We start from the raw sequence: 17,018 nt of genomic DNA, 5'->3' as shown, positions 1-17,018 counted from the left end.
ATGCCCACCTTCGACCTGATGCAGGCCCTGCTGGCGATCGCCTGCGGCTCGGCCGTCGGTTTCTCGCTGGCGCTGATCGGCGGCGGCGGCTCGATCCTGGCCGTGCCGCTGCTGCTTTACGTGGTCGGCGTGCGCGATCCGCACCTGGCGATCGGCACCAGCGCGCTGGCGGTGTCGCTCAACGCGTTCGCCAACCTGATTCCGCACGCGCGCGCCGGCCACGTGCGCTGGAAGGCGGCCTTCATCTTCGCCGCCACCGGCGTGGTCGGCGCCTTCATCGGCTCGACCATCGGCAAGGCGGTGAACGGCCAGCGGCTGCTGGTACTGTTCGCGGTCCTGATGCTCGTGGTGGCGGGGCTGATGCTGCGCGGCCGCCGCGGCGGCGGCCCGGACCGCTACCCGCTGCCGCACGCCAACCCGCGCCTGGCCGGCGTGGGGCTGGGTGCCGGCGCGCTGTCGGGCTTCTTCGGCATCGGCGGCGGTTTCCTGGTCGTGCCGGGGTTGATGCTGGCCAGCGGCATGGAGATCATCCACGCCATCGGCAGCTCGTTGTTCGCGGTGGGCGCGTTCGGTCTCACCGCCGCCGCCAACTACGCGTTCTCCGGCCTGATCGACTGGCCGGTCGCCGCCGCCTTCATCGGCGGCGGCGTGGCCGGCGGCTGGCTGGGCGCGCTCGGTGCCAGGAAGCTGGCCAAGACCCGCGGCGCGCTCAACGCGATCTTCGCCGGGATGATCATCGCGGTGGCGATCTACATGCTGGTGCACTCGCTGCGCGGCTGAGGCCGAGGGCATGAAAAAGCCCGCTGGAGCGGGCTTTTTCGGATGCGAACCCAATGATCAGGCAATCTTTCTTAGATCTCCGGCCAACGATTCGCCCCGCTCGATCTCTTCCTTCTTGAGCTTCGCTTCACGCGCGCGCTCGTCCAGGATCGTGGAGATCTCTCCCACCGCCCAACGCTGCAGCAAGTCACGGATCATAGGTTGATAACCGATACCTCGGTAGCGGGCAATCTCCTTCAATACGTTCACCAGATCCTTCTGCAGCCGGATCGAGATGGGCTGCATGTTGAGCCCCACGGCTTGCTCAATGGCGGCGATCTCTTCAGGCGATGCAATGCGTGCGGTAGCCTCGTTGAGACCCAGCTTGCCACTCTCCCAGTTTTCTGCGGTTCCCGGGATCTTCTTGTCCATGGCTTCACTCCTCTGATGGCCAGCATGATGGCAAGCCTGCCAGCTGGCGATAACGTTCAAGATGCATGTGGCTCTGCGGTTGGAAGGCGGTCTTGATGACGATGTCGCCGTCCTTTCGCATGAAGCAGATCTTAAGCATGCGGTTCCGGTTAGTCGGCGCCATAAACCACCACGTCGGCGGATCTGTCTGGTGCTTTTCGTCCGTGTCTTCGAAATAGATCGCCTCGCCGTTTGCAAAGCACTCCATCACTTCCTTCTGCGTCACGTCGTGCTTGTCGCGCAACTTCGTGATGACTTCTGGATCGAACCGAAAACCCATGCTGCACGCCTCCATGCTAGGCCCGCCATTGTATATACAACCTATATCGAATTCAATAAGGGAAGCTTTAGCCTGTATATACGCCGAGACCGCACGTGCAACAACGGCGCACCATGAGGCTTTTGGCACCAATCCGACTGCCTAGATAGCTGGCGTTTCGCACTATATGGCCCAGAGCCACTCACTCGTTCCACGGCTCGACTGTTGGAACGCCGCGTAAGCTCACGCAGCCACGCCGCAGGTCAGCGCACCGGCGGGTTGGGCGCGAGCCAGGTATCGAACAGCTCGTCGATGCGGCGGTACTCGTCGTACCAGGAGTCCGCATGCACGAAGCCGTGCCGCTCCAGCGGATAGAGCGAGATCCAGAAGTTCTTCTTGTGCAGCTCGATCAGGCGCTGGTAGAGGCGGATCGAATCGGCGGTCATCACGTTGTCGTCGATCAGGCCGTGCTCGATCAGCAGCGGGTCCTTCAGGTTGGCCGCGTACTCGATCGGCGAGCTGGTCTTGTACGCCTCCGGGTCGAGCTGCGGATCGTTGAGGATGTTCGAGGTGTATTCGGCGTTGTAGGTGACCCAGTCCGACGGCGGACGCAGCGCCGCGCCGGCGGCGAACTCGCCCGGCGCGCGCAGCAGTGCCATCTCGGTCATGAAGCCGCCGTAGCTGCCGCCGTAGATGCCCACGCGCTTGGGATCGACGCCGTGGTGCTGCACCAGCCAGGCCTTGCCGTCGAGGATGTCCTCCAGCTCCGGATGGCCCATCTGCCGGTAGATCGCGGTGCGCCAGGCGCGGCCATAGCCTTCCGAGGCGCGGTAGTCCATGTCCAGCACCACGTAGCCCTTGCGCACCAGCCGATTGTGGAACATCTGCTCGCGGAAGTAGTAGGTGGAGCCGAGCGTCACGTCCTGGGTGTAGCCGGCGCCGTGCACGAAGATCACCGCCGGGCGCGAGGCCGGGGCGTCGGTCTCGTGCGCCGGACCGTAGTACTTGGCGTAGATCGCGCCGGCACCGTGCGAGGACGGCACCTGCACGATCTGCGGCGCGATCCAGTGGTGCGCCATGTAGGCCGGCTTCATGGTGTCGGTCAGTTCGCGCGGCGTGCCGCCGGTGGCCGGCAGCACCGCCAGCTGGTCGAACACGTAGGGCGCCGAATGCAGCACGGCCAGCTGCGTGCCGTCCGGTGACAGTGCGAACTGGTCCATGCCCTGGTAATGCGTGATGCGGGTCAGCTCGCCGCCCGTGACGGGCACGCGGTAGACGTCGTAGCTGTACGGCGCCACGCGATTGGAGCGCACGTAGAACCAGCGACCGTCCTCGCTCAACTGCGGGTGGCTGATCTCGAACCTGTCCGCGGTGAGCTGCTTCGCCTTGCCGTCCAGCGGCTTGACGTAGAGCTGCGACCAGCCGGTCTGCTCGCTCAGGTACCACAGCGTGCGGTCGTCCCTGAGCCAGCCGAAATCGTTGAAGTTCCAGTTGATCCAGGCGTCGTCGTGCAGGCGCTGCTGGTTCACCAGTGCGTGCCGGGCGAAATCGACGCTGGCGATCCAGCGGTCCTTGTTGTCGATCGCGCGCAACTGGATGGCGAGCCGGGAGCCGTCGTCGCTCCACACGATGCCGCCGCCCGAGCCGTCGTTCTCGCCGGAGACGATGTGCACCGGGCGGACCTTCGGCGCCTTCAGCGCCTTGGCGCCGGCGCTGTCGCCGGCTTTCTCGCGGGCGGCGATCGCCTGGGCGCGCAAGGCCTTGAGCGGGTCGTCCTTGATGCCGGGCAGCACCGCCGTGTCGAGGTTGTAGGTGGCGTGCTTCGCCAGGTCGAGCAGCAGCAGCGACTGCGGGATCGGATCCTTGCGGCCGACGTAGGTGCGCGCGTCCTTCGCTTCGGTGTAGCCGGAGTCGGTGACGTAGTGGATCACCTTCGGCGCCTCGCCCCTGGGCGCGTCCTTCGGCTCGGTCACCAGCAGCATCCAGCGGCCGTCGGGCGAGAGTTCGGTGTCCACCGCGGTGATCTTGTCGCCCAGCCAGAACGGCTCGGGCGCGCGACCGGGGTCGGCGGCTTCCAGCACCTTCTGCTGCGCGCGCACGGCGTCCTTGTCGGCCTTGAGCTGGCGCAGCGTGCTGAACAGGGCGCGCTGGTGGTCGCGCAGCGTATCGGGCTTCTCGACGTGCGGGTCGTCGGCGAACTTGAGCACGGCGGCGGGCGCGCTCACGCCGCTGGCGAGGTCGTAGGTGTACCAGTGGTTGCCCTGGCGGTACTGCAGCGCGCGACCGTCGGCGGAAAACTGCGGCGCGGATTCCTGCTCCGGCGTGCGGGTGACCTGCCGGCGCCGAGCGCTCGCCAGATCCACCACGAACACGTCGCCGTGGCGGATGAAGGCGGCATGCGTGTGGTCGCGGTCGAACACCGCCGGGCCGTCGGCCTGCGCCACGGCGGCCGGATCGAGCTTCCCGCCCTTCCCGGTGGCGGGATCGACGCGATACAGATCGCGCACCGGACTGCCGTCGCGCTGCACCCGGTAGTAGATCGCGCGGCCGTCGACGCTCCAGTACGGCGACTGCACCGGATGCCCGATCCAGTCCGGATCGGCCATGATGGTTTGCATGTCCAGCACCGCCGGTGCCGGCATGGCGGCATGGGCGGGCAGCACGAGCAGGGCGACGAGGCCCGCGAGCACGGTTCGGTGCATGGGTGACTCCACGGTGACAATACCTCTGAGCGTAACCAGCCCCGGCATGCCGTGCCTACCGCCCAAGGTCATGGGTGGCACGTAAGGAATTGCGCCAGGTCCGGCGGCGCACGGCGGCGGCCTGTCGCCGGCGCAGCTGGCAGCGTCCCCGGCCATCGTGGAGACTGGGACCCCTTTTCCGCTGTCGAGTCCCCCGCATGAGCCTGCTGCCCACCGTCGAGCGCGAAACCGGTACCGATCCCACCCACAGCGTGATCTGGCTGCACGGGCTGGGCGCCGACGGTCACGACTTCGCGCCGATCGTGCCGGAGCTGGTGGCACCCGACTGGCCGGCGCTGCGCTTCGTGTTTCCGCATGCGCCGGTACGTCCGGTGACGGTCAACGGCGGCCTGCCGATGCGCGCCTGGTACGACATCGTCGGCTTCGACCTGATGAGCCGGCAGGACGAGGCCGGCATGCGCGTGTCGATCGCCGCGGTGGAGGCGCTGATCGCGCGCGAGCACGAGCGCGGCGTGCCCGGCGAGCGCATCGTGCTGGCCGGATTCTCGCAGGGTGGCGCGATCGCGCTGGCGGCAGGCCTGCGCCACACACAGAGGCTGGCCGGCATCGTGGCGCTGTCCACCTATCTGCCGCTGGGCCAGGCGCTCGCCGCCGAGCGCAGCACGGCCAACGCCGGCGTGCCGATCTTCTGGGGCCACGGCACGATGGATCCGGTGGTGATCCTGCAGCGCGGGCTGGATTCGCGCGCGGCCCTCGAAGCGCTCGGCTACGCGGTCGACTGGCACACCTACGCGATGCCGCACTCGGTCTGCGCCGAGGAAATCGCCGACCTGCGCGGCTGGCTCGGCGAGCGCCTGCGCGGCTGACCGACCGGCACCAGCGCTGCGGCATACTGCGCCGATGCGATCCACCCCGCGCCCGCCCCGCGAACAACTGCCCCTGCCGGACTTCTGCCGGCTGCCGGCGCTGTTCACGCTGCTGCTGGTGGGCGCGCTCACCGTGACGCTGATGTGGCTGGCGCCGGACACCCGCTTCGGCTGGCGCGGCTACAGCGTGGGCATGCTGTTCGTGGCGTGGCTGGCGGTACTGGTGACGCTCACCCTGTGCAAGGCGCGACCGTGGCTGCAGCGGCTGTCCGGCGCGATGCCGTATGCGGGCGTGTGGCTGGCGATCGTGCTGATCGTGATCGCCGCCAGCGCCGCGGCGCGCTGGATGGACGCCACCCTGGGCATGGCGCTGATCCACGGCGGCTACCAGCAGTTCGTGCGCGACAACGCGCTGATCGCCGCCCTGCTCGGCGCGGCCATGCTGCGCTACTTCTACGTACTGGCGCAGTGGCAGCTGCGGTTGGCTGCCGCCGCCCGCGCGCAGGTGGCGGCACTGCAGGCGCGCATCCGGCCGCACTTCCTGTTCAACAGCATGAACACCGTGGCCGCGCTGGTACGGGTGGACCCGGACGCCGCCGAGCGCACGGTGGAAGACCTCTCCGAGCTGTTCCGCGCCGCGCTGGGCGAGCACCGCGGCGGCGACGGCACGCTCGCCGAAGAACTCAACCTGGTCGAGCGCTACCTGGCGATCGAGCAGCTGCGCCTGGGCGAGCGTCTGCGCGTGCGGCGCGAACTCGAGGGCCTGCCGCCGGACTTCCCGCTGCCGCGCCTGCTGCTGCAACCGCTGGTGGAGAACGCGGTGCGCCATGGCATCCAGCCGCGCCGCGGGGGCGGCGAGATCGTGCTGGCCGGGGGCCGCGAACCGGGCATGGTGTGGATCGAGATCGCCAATCCGCTGCCGGAGCAACCGTCGGCGGGCGGCCACGGCCTGGGCCTGGACAACGTGCGCCAGCGCGTGGCGTATCGCTACGGCGCGCGCGCGCGGGTGGACGCCGGCCCGCAGGGCGAGCGCTTCGTGGTGCGGCTGCGGCTGCCGCTGGAGGCCGCCCGCCATGGCTGAGCGGCGGCATCACGTGATCGGAGCGGCGCGATGCGCGTACTGATCGTCGACGACGAGCCGCTGGCGCGGATGCGCCTGGTCGCCCTGCTCGGCGAGTGCGACGGCGTGGAGGTGGCCGGCAGCGTGGGCGACGGCGAGTCGGCGCTGGCGGCGATCGGCGAACTGGCGCCGGACGTGCTGCTGCTGGACATCAACATGCCCGGCCTGGACGGCACCGCGCTGGCGCATCGGCTGGGCGCGCGCGCGCGGCCGCAGGTGGTGTTCTGCACCGCCTACGAGAACCACGCCATCGAGGCGTTCGAGCTGGGCGCGGTCGACTACCTGCTCAAGCCGGTGCGGCTGGAGCGGCTGCGCGAAGCGCTGCAGCGCGCGGCACGGCGCCTCGACGCCGCGCCGCGCGAGCCGTCCGGCTACCTGCACGGACGGCTGCGCGGCGAGCAGGTGCGCATCGCGCTGGACGAGGTGATCCTGCTGCAGGCCGACGAGAAGTACGTCACCGTGCAGCACACCGGCGGCGAGCTGCTGATCGAGGAATCGTTGCGCCAGCTGGAAGACACCTACCCCCAGCAGCTGGTGCGCCTGCACCGCAACTGCCTGGTACCGCATGCGCGGCTGGTCGGCCTGAGGACGCTGGCCGACGGCCGCACCCTGGCCCGCCTGGCCGGCACCGGGCAGCAGCCCGAGGTCAGCCGCCGCAACCTGCCGGCGCTGCGCAGGCTGCTGCGCACGGGCTGACGCGGCGGCAGTGCCGCAGGGGCGGGTCCGCCGGCCGATCTGCGCGACAATGCGGCGTTGCACACCCGTCCGCGGAGCGAAGCATGACCCCGACCACCCTGCGTATCGCCACCCGCAAGAGCGCGCTCGCGCTGTGGCAGGCCGAGCATGTGGCGACGCTGCTGCGCGCGGCGCATCCCGGCTTGGTGGTGGAACTGGTGCCGATGAGCACGCGCGGCGACGAGATCCTCGATCGCCCGCTGGCGACGATCGGCGGCAAGGGGCTGTTCCTCAAGGAGCTGGAAGTGGCGATGCTGGAAGGCCGCGCCGAGCTTGCCGTGCACTCGTTGAAGGATGTACCGGCCGAACTGGAAGCGGGCTTCACGCTGCCGGCGATCCTGCCGCGCGCCGATGCCGCCGACGCGTTCGTGAGCAACCACTACGCCGACCTGGCGGCACTGCCGCACGGCGCGCGCGTGGGCACTTCCTCGCTGCGCCGGCAGGCGCAGCTGCGCGCGGCACGGCCGGATCTGCAACCGATCGACCTGCGCGGCAATGTCGGCACGCGTCTGGCCCGGCTCGATGCCGGCAACTACGACGCGATCCTGCTCGCCTGCGCCGGGCTGGAGCGGCTGGGCCTGGGCGGACGCATCCGCAGCCTGCTGGTGCCGCCGGAGTGGCTGCCCGCGCCGGGGCAGGCGGCGATCGCGATCGAGGCGCGCGAGGACCAGCCGGCGGTGCTCGCGCTGCTGCGCGCGCTCGATGACGCCGACACCCGCGTCACCGTCACCGCCGAGCGCGCGATGAACCGCGCGCTCGGCGGCAGCTGCACGGTGCCGGTGGGCGCGTGGTGCGTGCGCACCGAGCACGGACTCGACCTGCGCGGCCTGGTCGGCGACGCGGCGGACGGCCGGTTGATCGTGGCCGCGGCGCAGGGTCCGGCGCACGCGCCGGAAGCGCTGGGGCGCGAGGTGGCCGCGGCGCTGCTGGCGCAGGGTGCGCGCAGCCTGCTCGATCGCGGCCACTGAGCGCCGCCGCGCACGCACGAAAAAGGCCGGCTGCGCGCAGCCGGCCTTTTCGTCTTCGATCGGCGATGTTGTCGGTCGTCAGAAGTTGTAGACCAGGTTGGTGGTGGTGAGCGTGTCGGTGCTCTTCGTGCCGGGCTGGGTGTCACTGTTGTAGCGCACCTGGAAACCGAGCTTGAGCGCCATCTTCTTGGTCATGCTGACCGACAGGCCGGCGTCGTTCTGGTAGTACTTGTTCTTCGAACCCGCTTCGGCCAGCAGGGTGTCCTCGAACGCGGTGTTGTCGGTGAGCCGGTACTTGTAGTTCACCAGGCCGCGCGCCACGCCCTCGCCCACGCTGGCCTGGCGCACCGGCACGGTGACGCCCCCCACGTCCTGCAGCTCGTCGGCCGGCCGGTAGCGCTTGTAGCCGGGACCGAGCTCGAACGACAGCTCGGTGCGCCGGTTCTTCAGCGCGATATAGCCGTAGCCGAGCGACACCGTACCCTGCCACCGGTTGGCGCCGAAGTCGTCGTGCTCGTAGCGCGCCGCGCCCACGATGTAGCTGCGCGGATCGAGCTTGTAGCCCACCGAGGCACCGCCGTCGTAGCGGTTGGCGGTGGTGCTGAAGCGGTTGAGGGTGTTGCCGTTGGAGTCGACCACGGTGACCTCGCCCCTGGAGCGCAGGCCGTTGAGGAAGAAGTTGTTCTTCCACAGCTCGTTCTCCTGGGTCAGGCCAAGCTTGGCGTTGAGGTTTTCCGAACGCGAATTGCCGCGTGAGGAAGCAAAGCCGAGCTCGCCCGAGCCGTTCCAGCCGCCGCTGCCGGCGCTGCTGGAATCGTCGCTGGGCGTGCTTTGCGCGTGGACGGCGGACGCCGCGAAGGCGACAAGCATCAGGAAGGCGAGGGGGGCTTTCTTCATGGGATAGGGGGTCCAATCGTTAAAGGGGAATGCTCTGATCAACCAGGCGCAGCAACCGTCAGCCGAAGGCCGACCCCGCGAGGCAGTGCGCGCGGGCGTACAGCCACTGCTCGAGCACGCGCCCGACCATGGCGCCGAGCGCCGCCACCAGGGCCAGCGCGCCGCTGGCCTGCCAGCGATCGGCCAGCAGCAGGGCGAGGCACGGCACGGCGTAGCCCAGCAGGGCCGCGGCGAAGCGCGCGGGCAGCACGATACCCCGCGGCGGGATGCGGGGGCTGCCGGACAGGCGCAGCGCGTGCCAGCGCATGCCCTCGATCAACCCCAGCAGCAGGGCCATCACCAGCAGTCCCAGCAGCCAGGGCCGGTGCTCCGCTTGCGCCGGGCCGATCGCGAGGCGGCCGTCCGCCGCCACGAACAGCCACAGCCACAGGCCGCCGCCGTACAGTGCCGCCATCACCCGACCCACCGGCAACACGGCCGAGCCGCCCGGCGGCACCGGTGCCGCCCAGCGCGGCATGCCCTGGATCAGGCTGCCCAGGCTGCACAGCATCAGCGCGGCGCCGGACAGGCGGGTGGCCCAGAAATCGTTGTCGCCGCGGGTCAGCCCGGCCACCGCCAGCACCGGCAGGAAACTCGTCAGCGCGATCAGCGCCTGGCGCGTGGGCCATACGTGCCGCCCCGGATGCCAGCCGTGCCAGGCCGGCAGGCCGGGGACGCGCACGCTGGCCACGATCAGCCCGGCGAGCACGAACAGCGTGCCCACCGCCAGCGGCACCAGCGACTCGCCGCGACCCTCGCGGAAGATGCCGAACGCCAGCGCCATCCCCTGCAACACCCAGATGCCGTAGCCGACGTCGGCCAACACCTGCAGGGCGACGGTGGGATAGCCGGGCGCACGCACACCGGAGCGAGCGGATGAATCGACTCCGGCACCAGGCATGGAGGGAGGGGCTTGCATCGGGGTTGTCATGGCGTCGAACCGCGCAGCAACGCAAGGGGGCAATGACGGCGACCGATCGCTCTTGCGGCCGCCGGGGGGCGTGCCCATGCTACACAACGACCTTCCTCGACGATATGCCATGGACCGTTACGAGCGCATCCTCACCCTGCACCGGCTGCTCAAATCGGCGCACTACCCGGTACCGCTGCCGCGGCTGATGGACGAGCTGGAGTGCTCGCGCGCCACGCTGTATCGCGACGTGGCCTTCCTGCGCGACGCGCTGGGCGCGCCGATCGAGAGCGGTGGCGGCGAGCAGGCCGCGTTCCGCTACGAGGTCGGCGAAGGCGCGCGCTTCGAGCTGCCCGGACTGTGGCTCACCTCCGACGAACTGGCCGCGCTGCTCGCGCTCAACGAGCTGATCGGGCGCAGCGGGCCGGGCGTGCTGGCCGGCGCGCTGGCGCCGTTCAAGGCGCGCATCGAGGGCCTGCTGTCCGACCAGGGCAGCGGCAAGGCGCTGCCGATCGAACGCATCCGGGTGATCGCCTGGGGCGAACGCAAGCTCGACCAGCAGGTGTTCCGCATCACCGCCGGCGCCGTGCTCGAACGTCGCCAGCTGCGCTTCCGCTACCGCGCGCGCACCACCCATTCGGACAGCCGCCGCACGGTGTCGCCGCAGCGGCTCACCCACTACCGCGACAACTGGTACCTCGATGCGTGGGACCACGACCGCGAGGCGCTGCGCAGCTTCGCCGTGGACCGCATCCTGGAGCCGCACGCGCTGGACGAGCGCGCCATCGACGTCGCCGACGGCGATCTCAACGAGATGCTGTCGTCCAGCTACGGCATCTTCGCCGGCAAGCCCAGGGCGTGGGCGACGATCCGCTTCTCGCCGCACGCCGCGCGCTGGGTCGCCGACGAGCACTGGCATTCGCAGCAGAAGGGCGAATGGCTGCCCGACGGCCGCTACGAGCTGCAGGTGCCCTACTCCAACTCGCGCGAGCTGCTGATGGACGTGCTCAAGTACGGCCCAGACGCGGAGATCGTGGCACCGCTGCCGCTGCGCGAGGAGATGAAGATCCTGCTGCAACTGGCGCTCTCGGGCTACGCCCGATAACTACCGATCCGGGCGGCTGCCGCACTGTACAGTCGCTTCCGATGCACCGGACAACGAACCCGCACGGCACCTTCGCCTCCTCTCCCCCACGGGGGAGGGAGAACAGGCATCAGTGCGCCACCGCCTGGAACGGCCAGAACCGCGGGATCAGCCACATCGACAGCGCGCAGAACAGCAGGATCAACGGGATGCCCACCTTCATGAAGTCGGTGAAGCGGTAGCCGCCGGCGTAATACACCATGGTGTTGGTGGGGTAGCCGACCGGGGTGGCGAACGAGGTGGCCGCGGCGAACGCCACCGCCACCACGAACGGCCGCGGGTCGACGTGCATGGCCTGCGCCACCGAGGCGGCGATACCGACCATCAGCACCACCGAGGGGTTGTGCCCCATCAGCTCGGTGAGCAGCGCGGTGAGCAGGTAGATCATCAGCAGCGCGGCCAGCGGGCCGTGGCTGCCGACCAGGGTCAGGCCCCAGCCGACCACGGCGGCGGACAGACCGCTCTTCTCGATCGCCACGCCCAGCGGCAGGATCGCGCCGAGCAGGATGATGATCTTCCAGTCCATGCCCTCGTAGACGTCTTTACGGCCGAAGCATCCGGCCAGCGCCATGGCGGTGGCACCGCAGATGGCGGCAATCGGGATCGGCAGCCAGTGCAGCCCGGAGGCGACGACCACCCCCGCCATGATCGCCACGGCGTAGAGCGCCTTGTGCGGGGTGCGCGGTGCGTTCTCGCGCTGGCTGAGCACGATGAACGACTCGTCGTTGCGCAGGTTGGCCATGGCCTCCTCGGCCACCAGCACCAGCAGCACGTCGCCGACGGCGAGCGAGACGTCGCTGAGCTTTTCGCGCAGCACCTCGCCGCGGCGGTGGATCGCCAGCGCCACCGCGTCGTAGCGCCAGCCGATGCCGGTTTCGCCGAAGCGGCGCCCTTCCAGCGGACTGGCCGGCGCGACCATGATCTCGGCCAGCACGCGCGGGCGGTCGTCGGCGTGCGCGTAGTGGCCCTCCGGCGCGTTGCGCAGGCCGGCCTGGCGACGGAATTCCTCGATCTTGTCCCAGTCGCCGCGCACCAGCAGCACATCGCCGCGGGCGATCCGCTGCGAGCGCGGCGACCAGGTGCGGCGATCGCCGCGCAGCAGCTCCAGCGGGTACACGCCGTAGCGCTCGCCCAGGCTGGCGTCGGCGATGCTCTTGCCCAGCAGCGAGGAGTTTTCCGTCACCTCCAGTTCGGTGACGTACTTGCCGATGTCCGCCTCCACCGGCATGTCGGTGTCGATCTGCCGCGGCAGCAGCCAACGACCGACGAGCATGAGATACACGATGCCGACCACCGCCAGCAGCACGCCCAGCGGGGTGAACTCGAACACGCCGAAGGCCGGCAGCCCGTGCTTTTGCGCCAGCGTGTCCGCCAGCAGGTTGGACGAGGTGCCGATCAGCGTGCACACGCCACCCATCTGCGCGGCGAAGGCCATCGGCATCAGTACCCGCCCCGGCGCCGTGCCGGTGCGCTGGCACACCTTCAACGCCAGCGGCAGGAAGGTGGCGACCAGCGCGATGTTCTTGATGAAGGCGCCCAGCGGCGCGATGGCCAGCATCAGCGCCAGGGTGAGCAGCCACGGTCGCCTGATCTTCATCAGCAGCCGGCTCAGCGGCTCCAGCGCGCCGGAGCGTTCGATGCCCATGCTCAGCGCGAACATCGCCGCCACCGTCACCGTCGCCTCGTTGCTGAAGCCGCTCAGCGCCTCGGCCGGGCTCACCACGCCGAGGATCACCAGCGCCGCCAGCGCCATCAGCGCGACCAGGTCGATGCGCACCTTTTCGCTGGCGAACAACAGCATCGCCGCCACGATCACCGCCACGGTGGCCCAGGCCTGCCACGTCATGCGCCGCCCTCGCGGACAGGGGAGCCGGTGGCAGCCGCGGTCAGCGGTCGTCGTGAGATAGCGCGCATCGAAAATTTCCCGGAAAGACGGTCGCCGCAGGTCATCGGTCGCGCCAGCGCCGCCATGGAAGTCGCGGTCGCCGCTGCGGTGCCTTTCTGGCATCGTACGAAATCCGGGTGTTTGCACAATGTTATGGCCCATCACCCCAGCGCGGACGCAGGCACGAACCCATGACCGATCCCGATTCCCCGACCGCCGGACACGACATCCCGACCACCTCCGCCAGCGACGCGCACGGCGGGCGCCCCACCGTGGCGCTGGCGCTGGGCGCGGGTGGTGCCAAGGGCCTGGCGCACATCGGCGCGATCGAGGAGATCGAGGCGGCCGGCTTCGAGGTGGTGGCGATCGCCGGCACCTCGATGGGTGCGCTGATCGGCGGTATTCACGCGATGGGCAAGCTCGACGTGTACCGCGACTGGGTCACCGCGCTGGCCAGGATCGACGTGCTGCGGCTGCTCGACTGGACCTTCTCCGGCGGCGGTTTCATCAAGGGCGAAAAGCTGATCGGCACGCTGCGCGAGCTGATCGGCGACGTGCACATCGAGCAGCTGCCGCTGGCCTACACCGCGGTCGCCACCGATCTCGAACGCGAGCGCGAGGTGTGGCTCACGCGCGGCTCGCTGTTCGACGCGATCCGCGCCTCGATCGCGATCCCCACCGTGTTCCGGCCGTACCGCATCGACGGCCGGCTGCTGCTTGACGGCGCCCTGCTCAACCCGGTGCCGGTGACGCCGCTGATGCGCGAGCGCGCCGACTACCTGTTCGCGGTGAGCGTGGACGGTCCGGCCGAAATTCCGGCCGCCGCGATGGTGGAGACGGAGGACGATGCCAGCCACCGCGGCCGGATCAGCGAGTGGCTGGGTCGACTACGACCGGGCCATGCGGGCGCGGAGAGCCCCGCCATGCCGGGCGCACTCGATCTGCTCAACCAGTCGATGGATCTGATGCAGTCCAACCTCGCGCGCCTGCGCCTGGCGGCGTACGCGCCGGATCTGCTGATCCAGATGCCGCGCAACGTCTCCACCGCCTACGAGTTCTACCGGGCACGCGAGCTGATCGAGCTGGGCCGCGAGCGGGCTCGCGCCGCGCTGCAGGAGTGGAGTCGGCAAGGCTTGCTGCGGCATCGCCAGCCGGAGGAGTGACCGGGCGGTTCAGCGCGGGCCGTGCGTGCGCAGCCAGTTGTCGAGATAGCTCTTCAGCGCCACGGCGTGGTTGTGCTCTTCGTCGCGGGCCGCGTAGAGCAGGGTGAGCCGGTGATGCGCGGCGCGGTCGGCCAGCGGGCGCCAGTGGTCGGCCAGCGCGTCGAGTTCCGCAGCGTAACGGTGGCGGAAGGCCTCCCAGCGCACCGGGTCGTGACCGAACCAGCGGCGCAGCGCGGGCGAGGGCGCCACCTCGCGCAGCCATGCGTCCAGCGCGGCGTCTTCCTTGCGCACGCCGCGCGGCCAGAGCCGATCGACCAGCACCCGGTAACCGTCGCCCGGACTTGCCGGCGCATAGATGCGCTTGACCACGATGCCCATGCGCCCGCTCCGGCTCCGGGAAAAGCCCCGAGCATACGCCTGCGCCTGATGCGCGCCGCGAAGCGCGCGTGAAGCGCGCGGCGGTCAGACAGCCTGGAGCGGCGACACAGCACTATCGGATGTGGCGGAATGTCAGGGTCGCAGTCCTAAAGCTCCTCGACCGCGGTCACCTTGCCCCGGCGCATCAGCCACGCCACCCCGCGAAGATCGGTCAGGCCGACCCACAGCCGGTCGAGCATGCCGTACTTGGAGGTGCCGGCCGTACGCGGGCGATGGCCGACCGGCACGCTCTGGCTCCGGAAGCCGGCGCGCTTGACCAGCGCCGGCAGGTAGCGATGCATGTGGTCGAAGTAGGGCAGACGCAGGAACACCTCGCGCTCGAACAGCTTCAGGCCGCAGCCGGTATCGGGCGTGGCGTCCCTGAGCATGCGCGAGCGCACCGCGTTGGCGATCTTCGAGGAGATCCGCTTGTTGAAGCTGTCGCGGCGCGTGGTGCGCCAGCCGGCGAACAGCCGCACCTCCGGGGCCGCGCTGTCGCGCGCGGCCAGCAGTTTCGGGATGTCGGCCGGATCGTTCTGGCCGTCGCCGTCCAGGGTGGCGATCCACGGCGAGTGCGCCGCGCGCACGCCGTTCCACACCGCCGTGCTCTGGCCGCTGCGGTGCGCGTGATGGAGCACGCGCAGCTCCGGATGCTGCGCCTTCTGCGCGGCCAGCACGGCGCGGCTGTCGTCGGTGGAGTCGTCGTCGACGTAGATCACTTCGTAATCGATCCGACCGCGCAGCGCGGCGGCGATCTCGGCGAGCAGCGGCGGGATGTTGTCGCGCTCGTTGAACACCGGCACGACGACGGAGAGCTGGGGCATGAGGACCGATCCAGGGAATGCGGTGAGCGGGCGATTATCGCCGATCCCGCCGCCGGTAGGAGCGCACCCTGTGCGCGAACGCTCTTGCTCCTGATCGACATCAGAGCCAAGAGCGTTCGCGCACAGGGTGCGCTCCTACATTCAGCGGATCTTGCCGAGGATGCCTTCGAGCTCGTCGTTGCTGTGGTAGTGGATCACCAGCTTGCCCTTGCCGCCGCGGCCCTGCGCCAGCTCGACGCGGGTGGCGAAGCGCTCGGCCAGTTCGCGTTCGAGATCGGCGATGTTGGGGTCGCGCGACGGCGTGCGCCTGGCCTTGCCCCTGGGCGCGGCCTGCGCCTTGCGCGCGGCTTCCTCCAGCTCGCGCACGCTCCAGCCGTTGCGCGCCGCCTCCAGCGCCAGCGCCTCGGCCTCGCGCTCGGGCAGGGTGAGCAGGCAGCGGGCGTGGCCCATCTCCAGCTTGCTCTCGTCGAGCAGCTTCTTGATCGAGTTCGGCAGTTCGGTGAGGCGCAGCAGGTTGGACACCGATGCGCGCGAACGGCCCACCGCCTCGGCGGCCTGCTGATGGGTGAGGTCGAAGTCGTCGATCAGGCGCTTCAGCGCGTCGGCCTCTTCCAGCGGGGTGAGGTCCTGGCGCTGGATGTTCTCGATCAGTGCCATCGCCGGCACGGCCATCTCGGGCACGTCCTTGACCAGCGCGGGGATCTCGCTCAGCTGGGCCCGCTGCGCGGCGCGCCAGCGGCGCTCGCCGGCGATCAGCTCGTAGCGGTTCTTGCCGATCGCGCGCACCACCACCGGCTGGATCAGCCCCTGCGCCCGGATCGACGCGGCCAGTTCGTCCAGTGCCTCGTCGTTCCAGTGGCGGCGCGGCTGGTAGGCGCCCGGCTGGATCTGCTGGATCGGCAGCGTGCGCAGCTCGCCCTCCTGCTCGATCACCGACGGCGTACCGGCGCCGTCGCCGCCGAGCAGGGCGTCGAGCCCGCGTCCGAGTCCACGCTTCTTGGCGGCCATGCTTACTCCTGGTGAAGATCGATCGCCGCGTCGTGCGCGGCGGCGTGGTCGTCGTGCATCTCGCTCAGCGCGGCCAGCGCCGCCTGAACGCCACGCTCGCGGCGAATGATCTCGCCGGCCAGGCCGATGTAGGCGATCGCGCCGCGCGAGCTGCGGTCGTAGAGGTGGATCGGCTGGCCGTGGCTGGGCGCCTCGGCCAGGCGCACGTTGCGCGGAATGATCGAGCGCAGCACCTTGTCGCCGAAATGCTGGGTGAGCTGGGCCGACACCTCGTTGCCGAGGTTGTTGCGCACGTCGTACATGGTGCGCAGCAGGCCCTCGATCTCCAGCTGCGGATTGAGCCGCTGGCGCACCGCCTTCACCGTGTCGAGCAGGCTGGAGAGCCCCTCCAGCGCGAAGTACTCGCACTGCACCGGAATCAGCAGCCCGTCGGCGGCGGTGAGCGCATTGAGCGTGAGCAGGTGCAGTGAGGGCGGGCAGTCGATCAGGATGGTGTCGTAGCTGTCGCGCACCTTGGCCAGCTGCTCCTTGAGCCGGCTCTCGCGCGCCAGCGCGTCCATCAGCTTGAGCTCGGCGGCGGTGAGGTCGCCGTTGCCGGGCAGCAGGTCGTAGTGCGCCGCGGTGGCGACGATGGCCCGCCCGATCGGCGCCTCTTCCAGCAACACCTCGCAGCCGTTCGGCCGGGCCTGGTTCTTGTCCACGCCCGAGGCCATGGTGGCGTTGCCCTGCGGGTCGAGATCGACCAGCAGCACCCTGCGCTTGGCGGCGGCCAGCGACGCGGCGAGATTCACGGCGGTGGTGGTCTTGCCGACTCCACCTTTCTGGTTGGCGACAGCGATGATGCGGGCCAT

17 protein-coding genes are annotated in these 17,018 nt (G+C 69.8%); 7 read left to right on the top strand and 10 right to left on the bottom strand.

The features are described from left to right. On the top strand, positions 1-780 hold the full coding sequence (locus ACO2Q2_RS12350; protein WP_423256083.1) for a sulfite exporter TauE/SafE family protein: 780 nt from the start codon (positions 1-3) through the stop codon (positions 778-780). A 57-nt stretch (positions 781-837) separates the two neighbouring features. Here ACO2Q2_RS12350 and ACO2Q2_RS12345 read toward each other — a convergent pair whose 3' ends face one another. The 3 genes from ACO2Q2_RS12345 to ACO2Q2_RS12335 all read right to left on the bottom strand — a co-directional run bounded on the left by ACO2Q2_RS12345 (position 838) and on the right by ACO2Q2_RS12335 (position 4,191). After that, complete coding sequence (locus ACO2Q2_RS12345; RefSeq protein WP_423256082.1) at positions 838-1,191, bottom strand: hypothetical protein; 354 nt, start codon at positions 1,189-1,191, stop codon at positions 838-840. A 4-nt stretch (positions 1,192-1,195) separates the two neighbouring features. After that, complete coding sequence (locus ACO2Q2_RS12340; RefSeq protein ID WP_423256081.1) at positions 1,196-1,510, bottom strand: DUF4258 domain-containing protein; 315 nt, start codon at positions 1,508-1,510, stop codon at positions 1,196-1,198. Between the two features lie 242 nt (positions 1,511-1,752). Beyond that, on the bottom strand, positions 1,753-4,191 hold the full coding sequence (locus ACO2Q2_RS12335; protein WP_423256080.1) for a S9 family peptidase: 2,439 nt from the start codon (positions 4,189-4,191) through the stop codon (positions 1,753-1,755). Positions 4,192-4,388: 197 nt separating this feature from the next. Here ACO2Q2_RS12335 and ACO2Q2_RS12330 point away from each other — a divergent pair, with 197 nt between their 5' ends. The 4 genes from ACO2Q2_RS12330 to hemC all read left to right on the top strand — a co-directional run bounded on the left by ACO2Q2_RS12330 (position 4,389) and on the right by hemC (position 7,880). Continuing rightward, a complete protein-coding gene (locus ACO2Q2_RS12330) occupies positions 4,389-5,057 on the top strand; it encodes an alpha/beta hydrolase (protein ID WP_423256079.1) in 669 nt (222 codons plus the stop codon). 34 nt (positions 5,058-5,091) lie between these two features. Next, positions 5,092-6,138: a sensor histidine kinase gene (locus ACO2Q2_RS12325; protein ID WP_423256078.1), complete on the top strand. Its 1,047-nt coding sequence runs from the start codon at positions 5,092-5,094 to the stop codon at positions 6,136-6,138. 30 nt (positions 6,139-6,168) lie between these two features. Then, positions 6,169-6,873 (top strand): LytR/AlgR family response regulator transcription factor, encoded by a 705-nt coding sequence (locus ACO2Q2_RS12320; protein ID WP_423256077.1) that lies wholly within the window; start codon positions 6,169-6,171, stop codon positions 6,871-6,873. A gap of 83 nt (positions 6,874-6,956) precedes the next feature. Then, positions 6,957-7,880 carry a hydroxymethylbilane synthase gene (gene hemC, locus ACO2Q2_RS12315; protein WP_423256076.1) on the top strand — a complete coding sequence of 308 codons (924 nt, stop codon included), beginning with the start codon at positions 6,957-6,959 and terminating at the stop codon, positions 7,878-7,880. 78 nt (positions 7,881-7,958) lie between these two features. Here hemC and ACO2Q2_RS12310 read toward each other — a convergent pair whose 3' ends face one another. Together ACO2Q2_RS12310 and ACO2Q2_RS12305 are read right to left on the bottom strand one after the other, a co-directional pair. Beyond that, positions 7,959-8,777, bottom strand: a complete 819-nt coding sequence (locus ACO2Q2_RS12310; RefSeq protein WP_423256075.1) for a DUF481 domain-containing protein — start codon at positions 8,775-8,777, stop codon at positions 7,959-7,961. Between the two features lie 58 nt (positions 8,778-8,835). Beyond that, on the bottom strand, positions 8,836-9,678 hold the full coding sequence (locus ACO2Q2_RS12305) for a hypothetical protein (RefSeq protein ID WP_423256074.1): 843 nt from the start codon (positions 9,676-9,678) through the stop codon (positions 8,836-8,838). A 178-nt stretch (positions 9,679-9,856) separates the two neighbouring features. Between ACO2Q2_RS12305 and ACO2Q2_RS12300 the strand changes: the two genes are divergently transcribed. Beyond that, complete coding sequence (locus tag ACO2Q2_RS12300; protein ID WP_423256073.1) at positions 9,857-10,831, top strand: helix-turn-helix transcriptional regulator; 975 nt, start codon at positions 9,857-9,859, stop codon at positions 10,829-10,831. A gap of 109 nt (positions 10,832-10,940) precedes the next feature. Here ACO2Q2_RS12300 and ACO2Q2_RS12295 read toward each other — a convergent pair whose 3' ends face one another. Next, the gene (locus ACO2Q2_RS12295; RefSeq protein WP_423256072.1) at positions 10,941-12,878 is read right to left on the bottom strand and encodes an SLC13 family permease; all 1,938 of its coding nucleotides are present in this window, start codon (positions 12,876-12,878) and stop codon (positions 10,941-10,943) included. 68 nt (positions 12,879-12,946) lie between these two features. Between ACO2Q2_RS12295 and ACO2Q2_RS12290 the strand changes: the two genes are divergently transcribed. Beyond that, on the top strand, positions 12,947-13,918 hold the full coding sequence (locus ACO2Q2_RS12290) for a patatin-like phospholipase family protein (protein ID WP_423256071.1): 972 nt from the start codon (positions 12,947-12,949) through the stop codon (positions 13,916-13,918). A gap of 9 nt (positions 13,919-13,927) precedes the next feature. Here the strand turns inward: ACO2Q2_RS12290 and ACO2Q2_RS12285 are convergent, their stop codons facing one another. The 4 genes from ACO2Q2_RS12285 to ACO2Q2_RS12270 all read right to left on the bottom strand — a co-directional run bounded on the left by ACO2Q2_RS12285 (position 13,928) and on the right by ACO2Q2_RS12270 (position 17,018). Next, a complete protein-coding gene (locus ACO2Q2_RS12285) occupies positions 13,928-14,296 on the bottom strand; it encodes a DUF488 domain-containing protein (RefSeq protein WP_423256070.1) in 369 nt (122 codons plus the stop codon). A gap of 146 nt (positions 14,297-14,442) precedes the next feature. Continuing rightward, positions 14,443-15,159: a glycosyltransferase family 2 protein gene (locus tag ACO2Q2_RS12280; protein ID WP_423256069.1), complete on the bottom strand. Its 717-nt coding sequence runs from the start codon at positions 15,157-15,159 to the stop codon at positions 14,443-14,445. A 141-nt stretch (positions 15,160-15,300) separates the two neighbouring features. Continuing rightward, a complete protein-coding gene (locus ACO2Q2_RS12275) occupies positions 15,301-16,167 on the bottom strand; it encodes a ParB/RepB/Spo0J family partition protein (RefSeq protein WP_423256068.1) in 867 nt (288 codons plus the stop codon). A gap of 2 nt (positions 16,168-16,169) precedes the next feature. After that, entirely contained in the window at positions 16,170-17,018 is an 849-nt protein-coding gene (locus ACO2Q2_RS12270; protein WP_423256067.1) for a ParA family protein, read from the bottom strand.

It is taken from the genome of Dyella sp. KRB-257 (genome assembly GCF_049445995.1).
Lineage (GTDB): Bacteria > Pseudomonadota > Gammaproteobacteria > Xanthomonadales > Rhodanobacteraceae > Dyella_A.
Note: the sequence above shows the minus strand (reverse complement) of the source record. Positions and strands in the feature narration are given on the sequence as shown.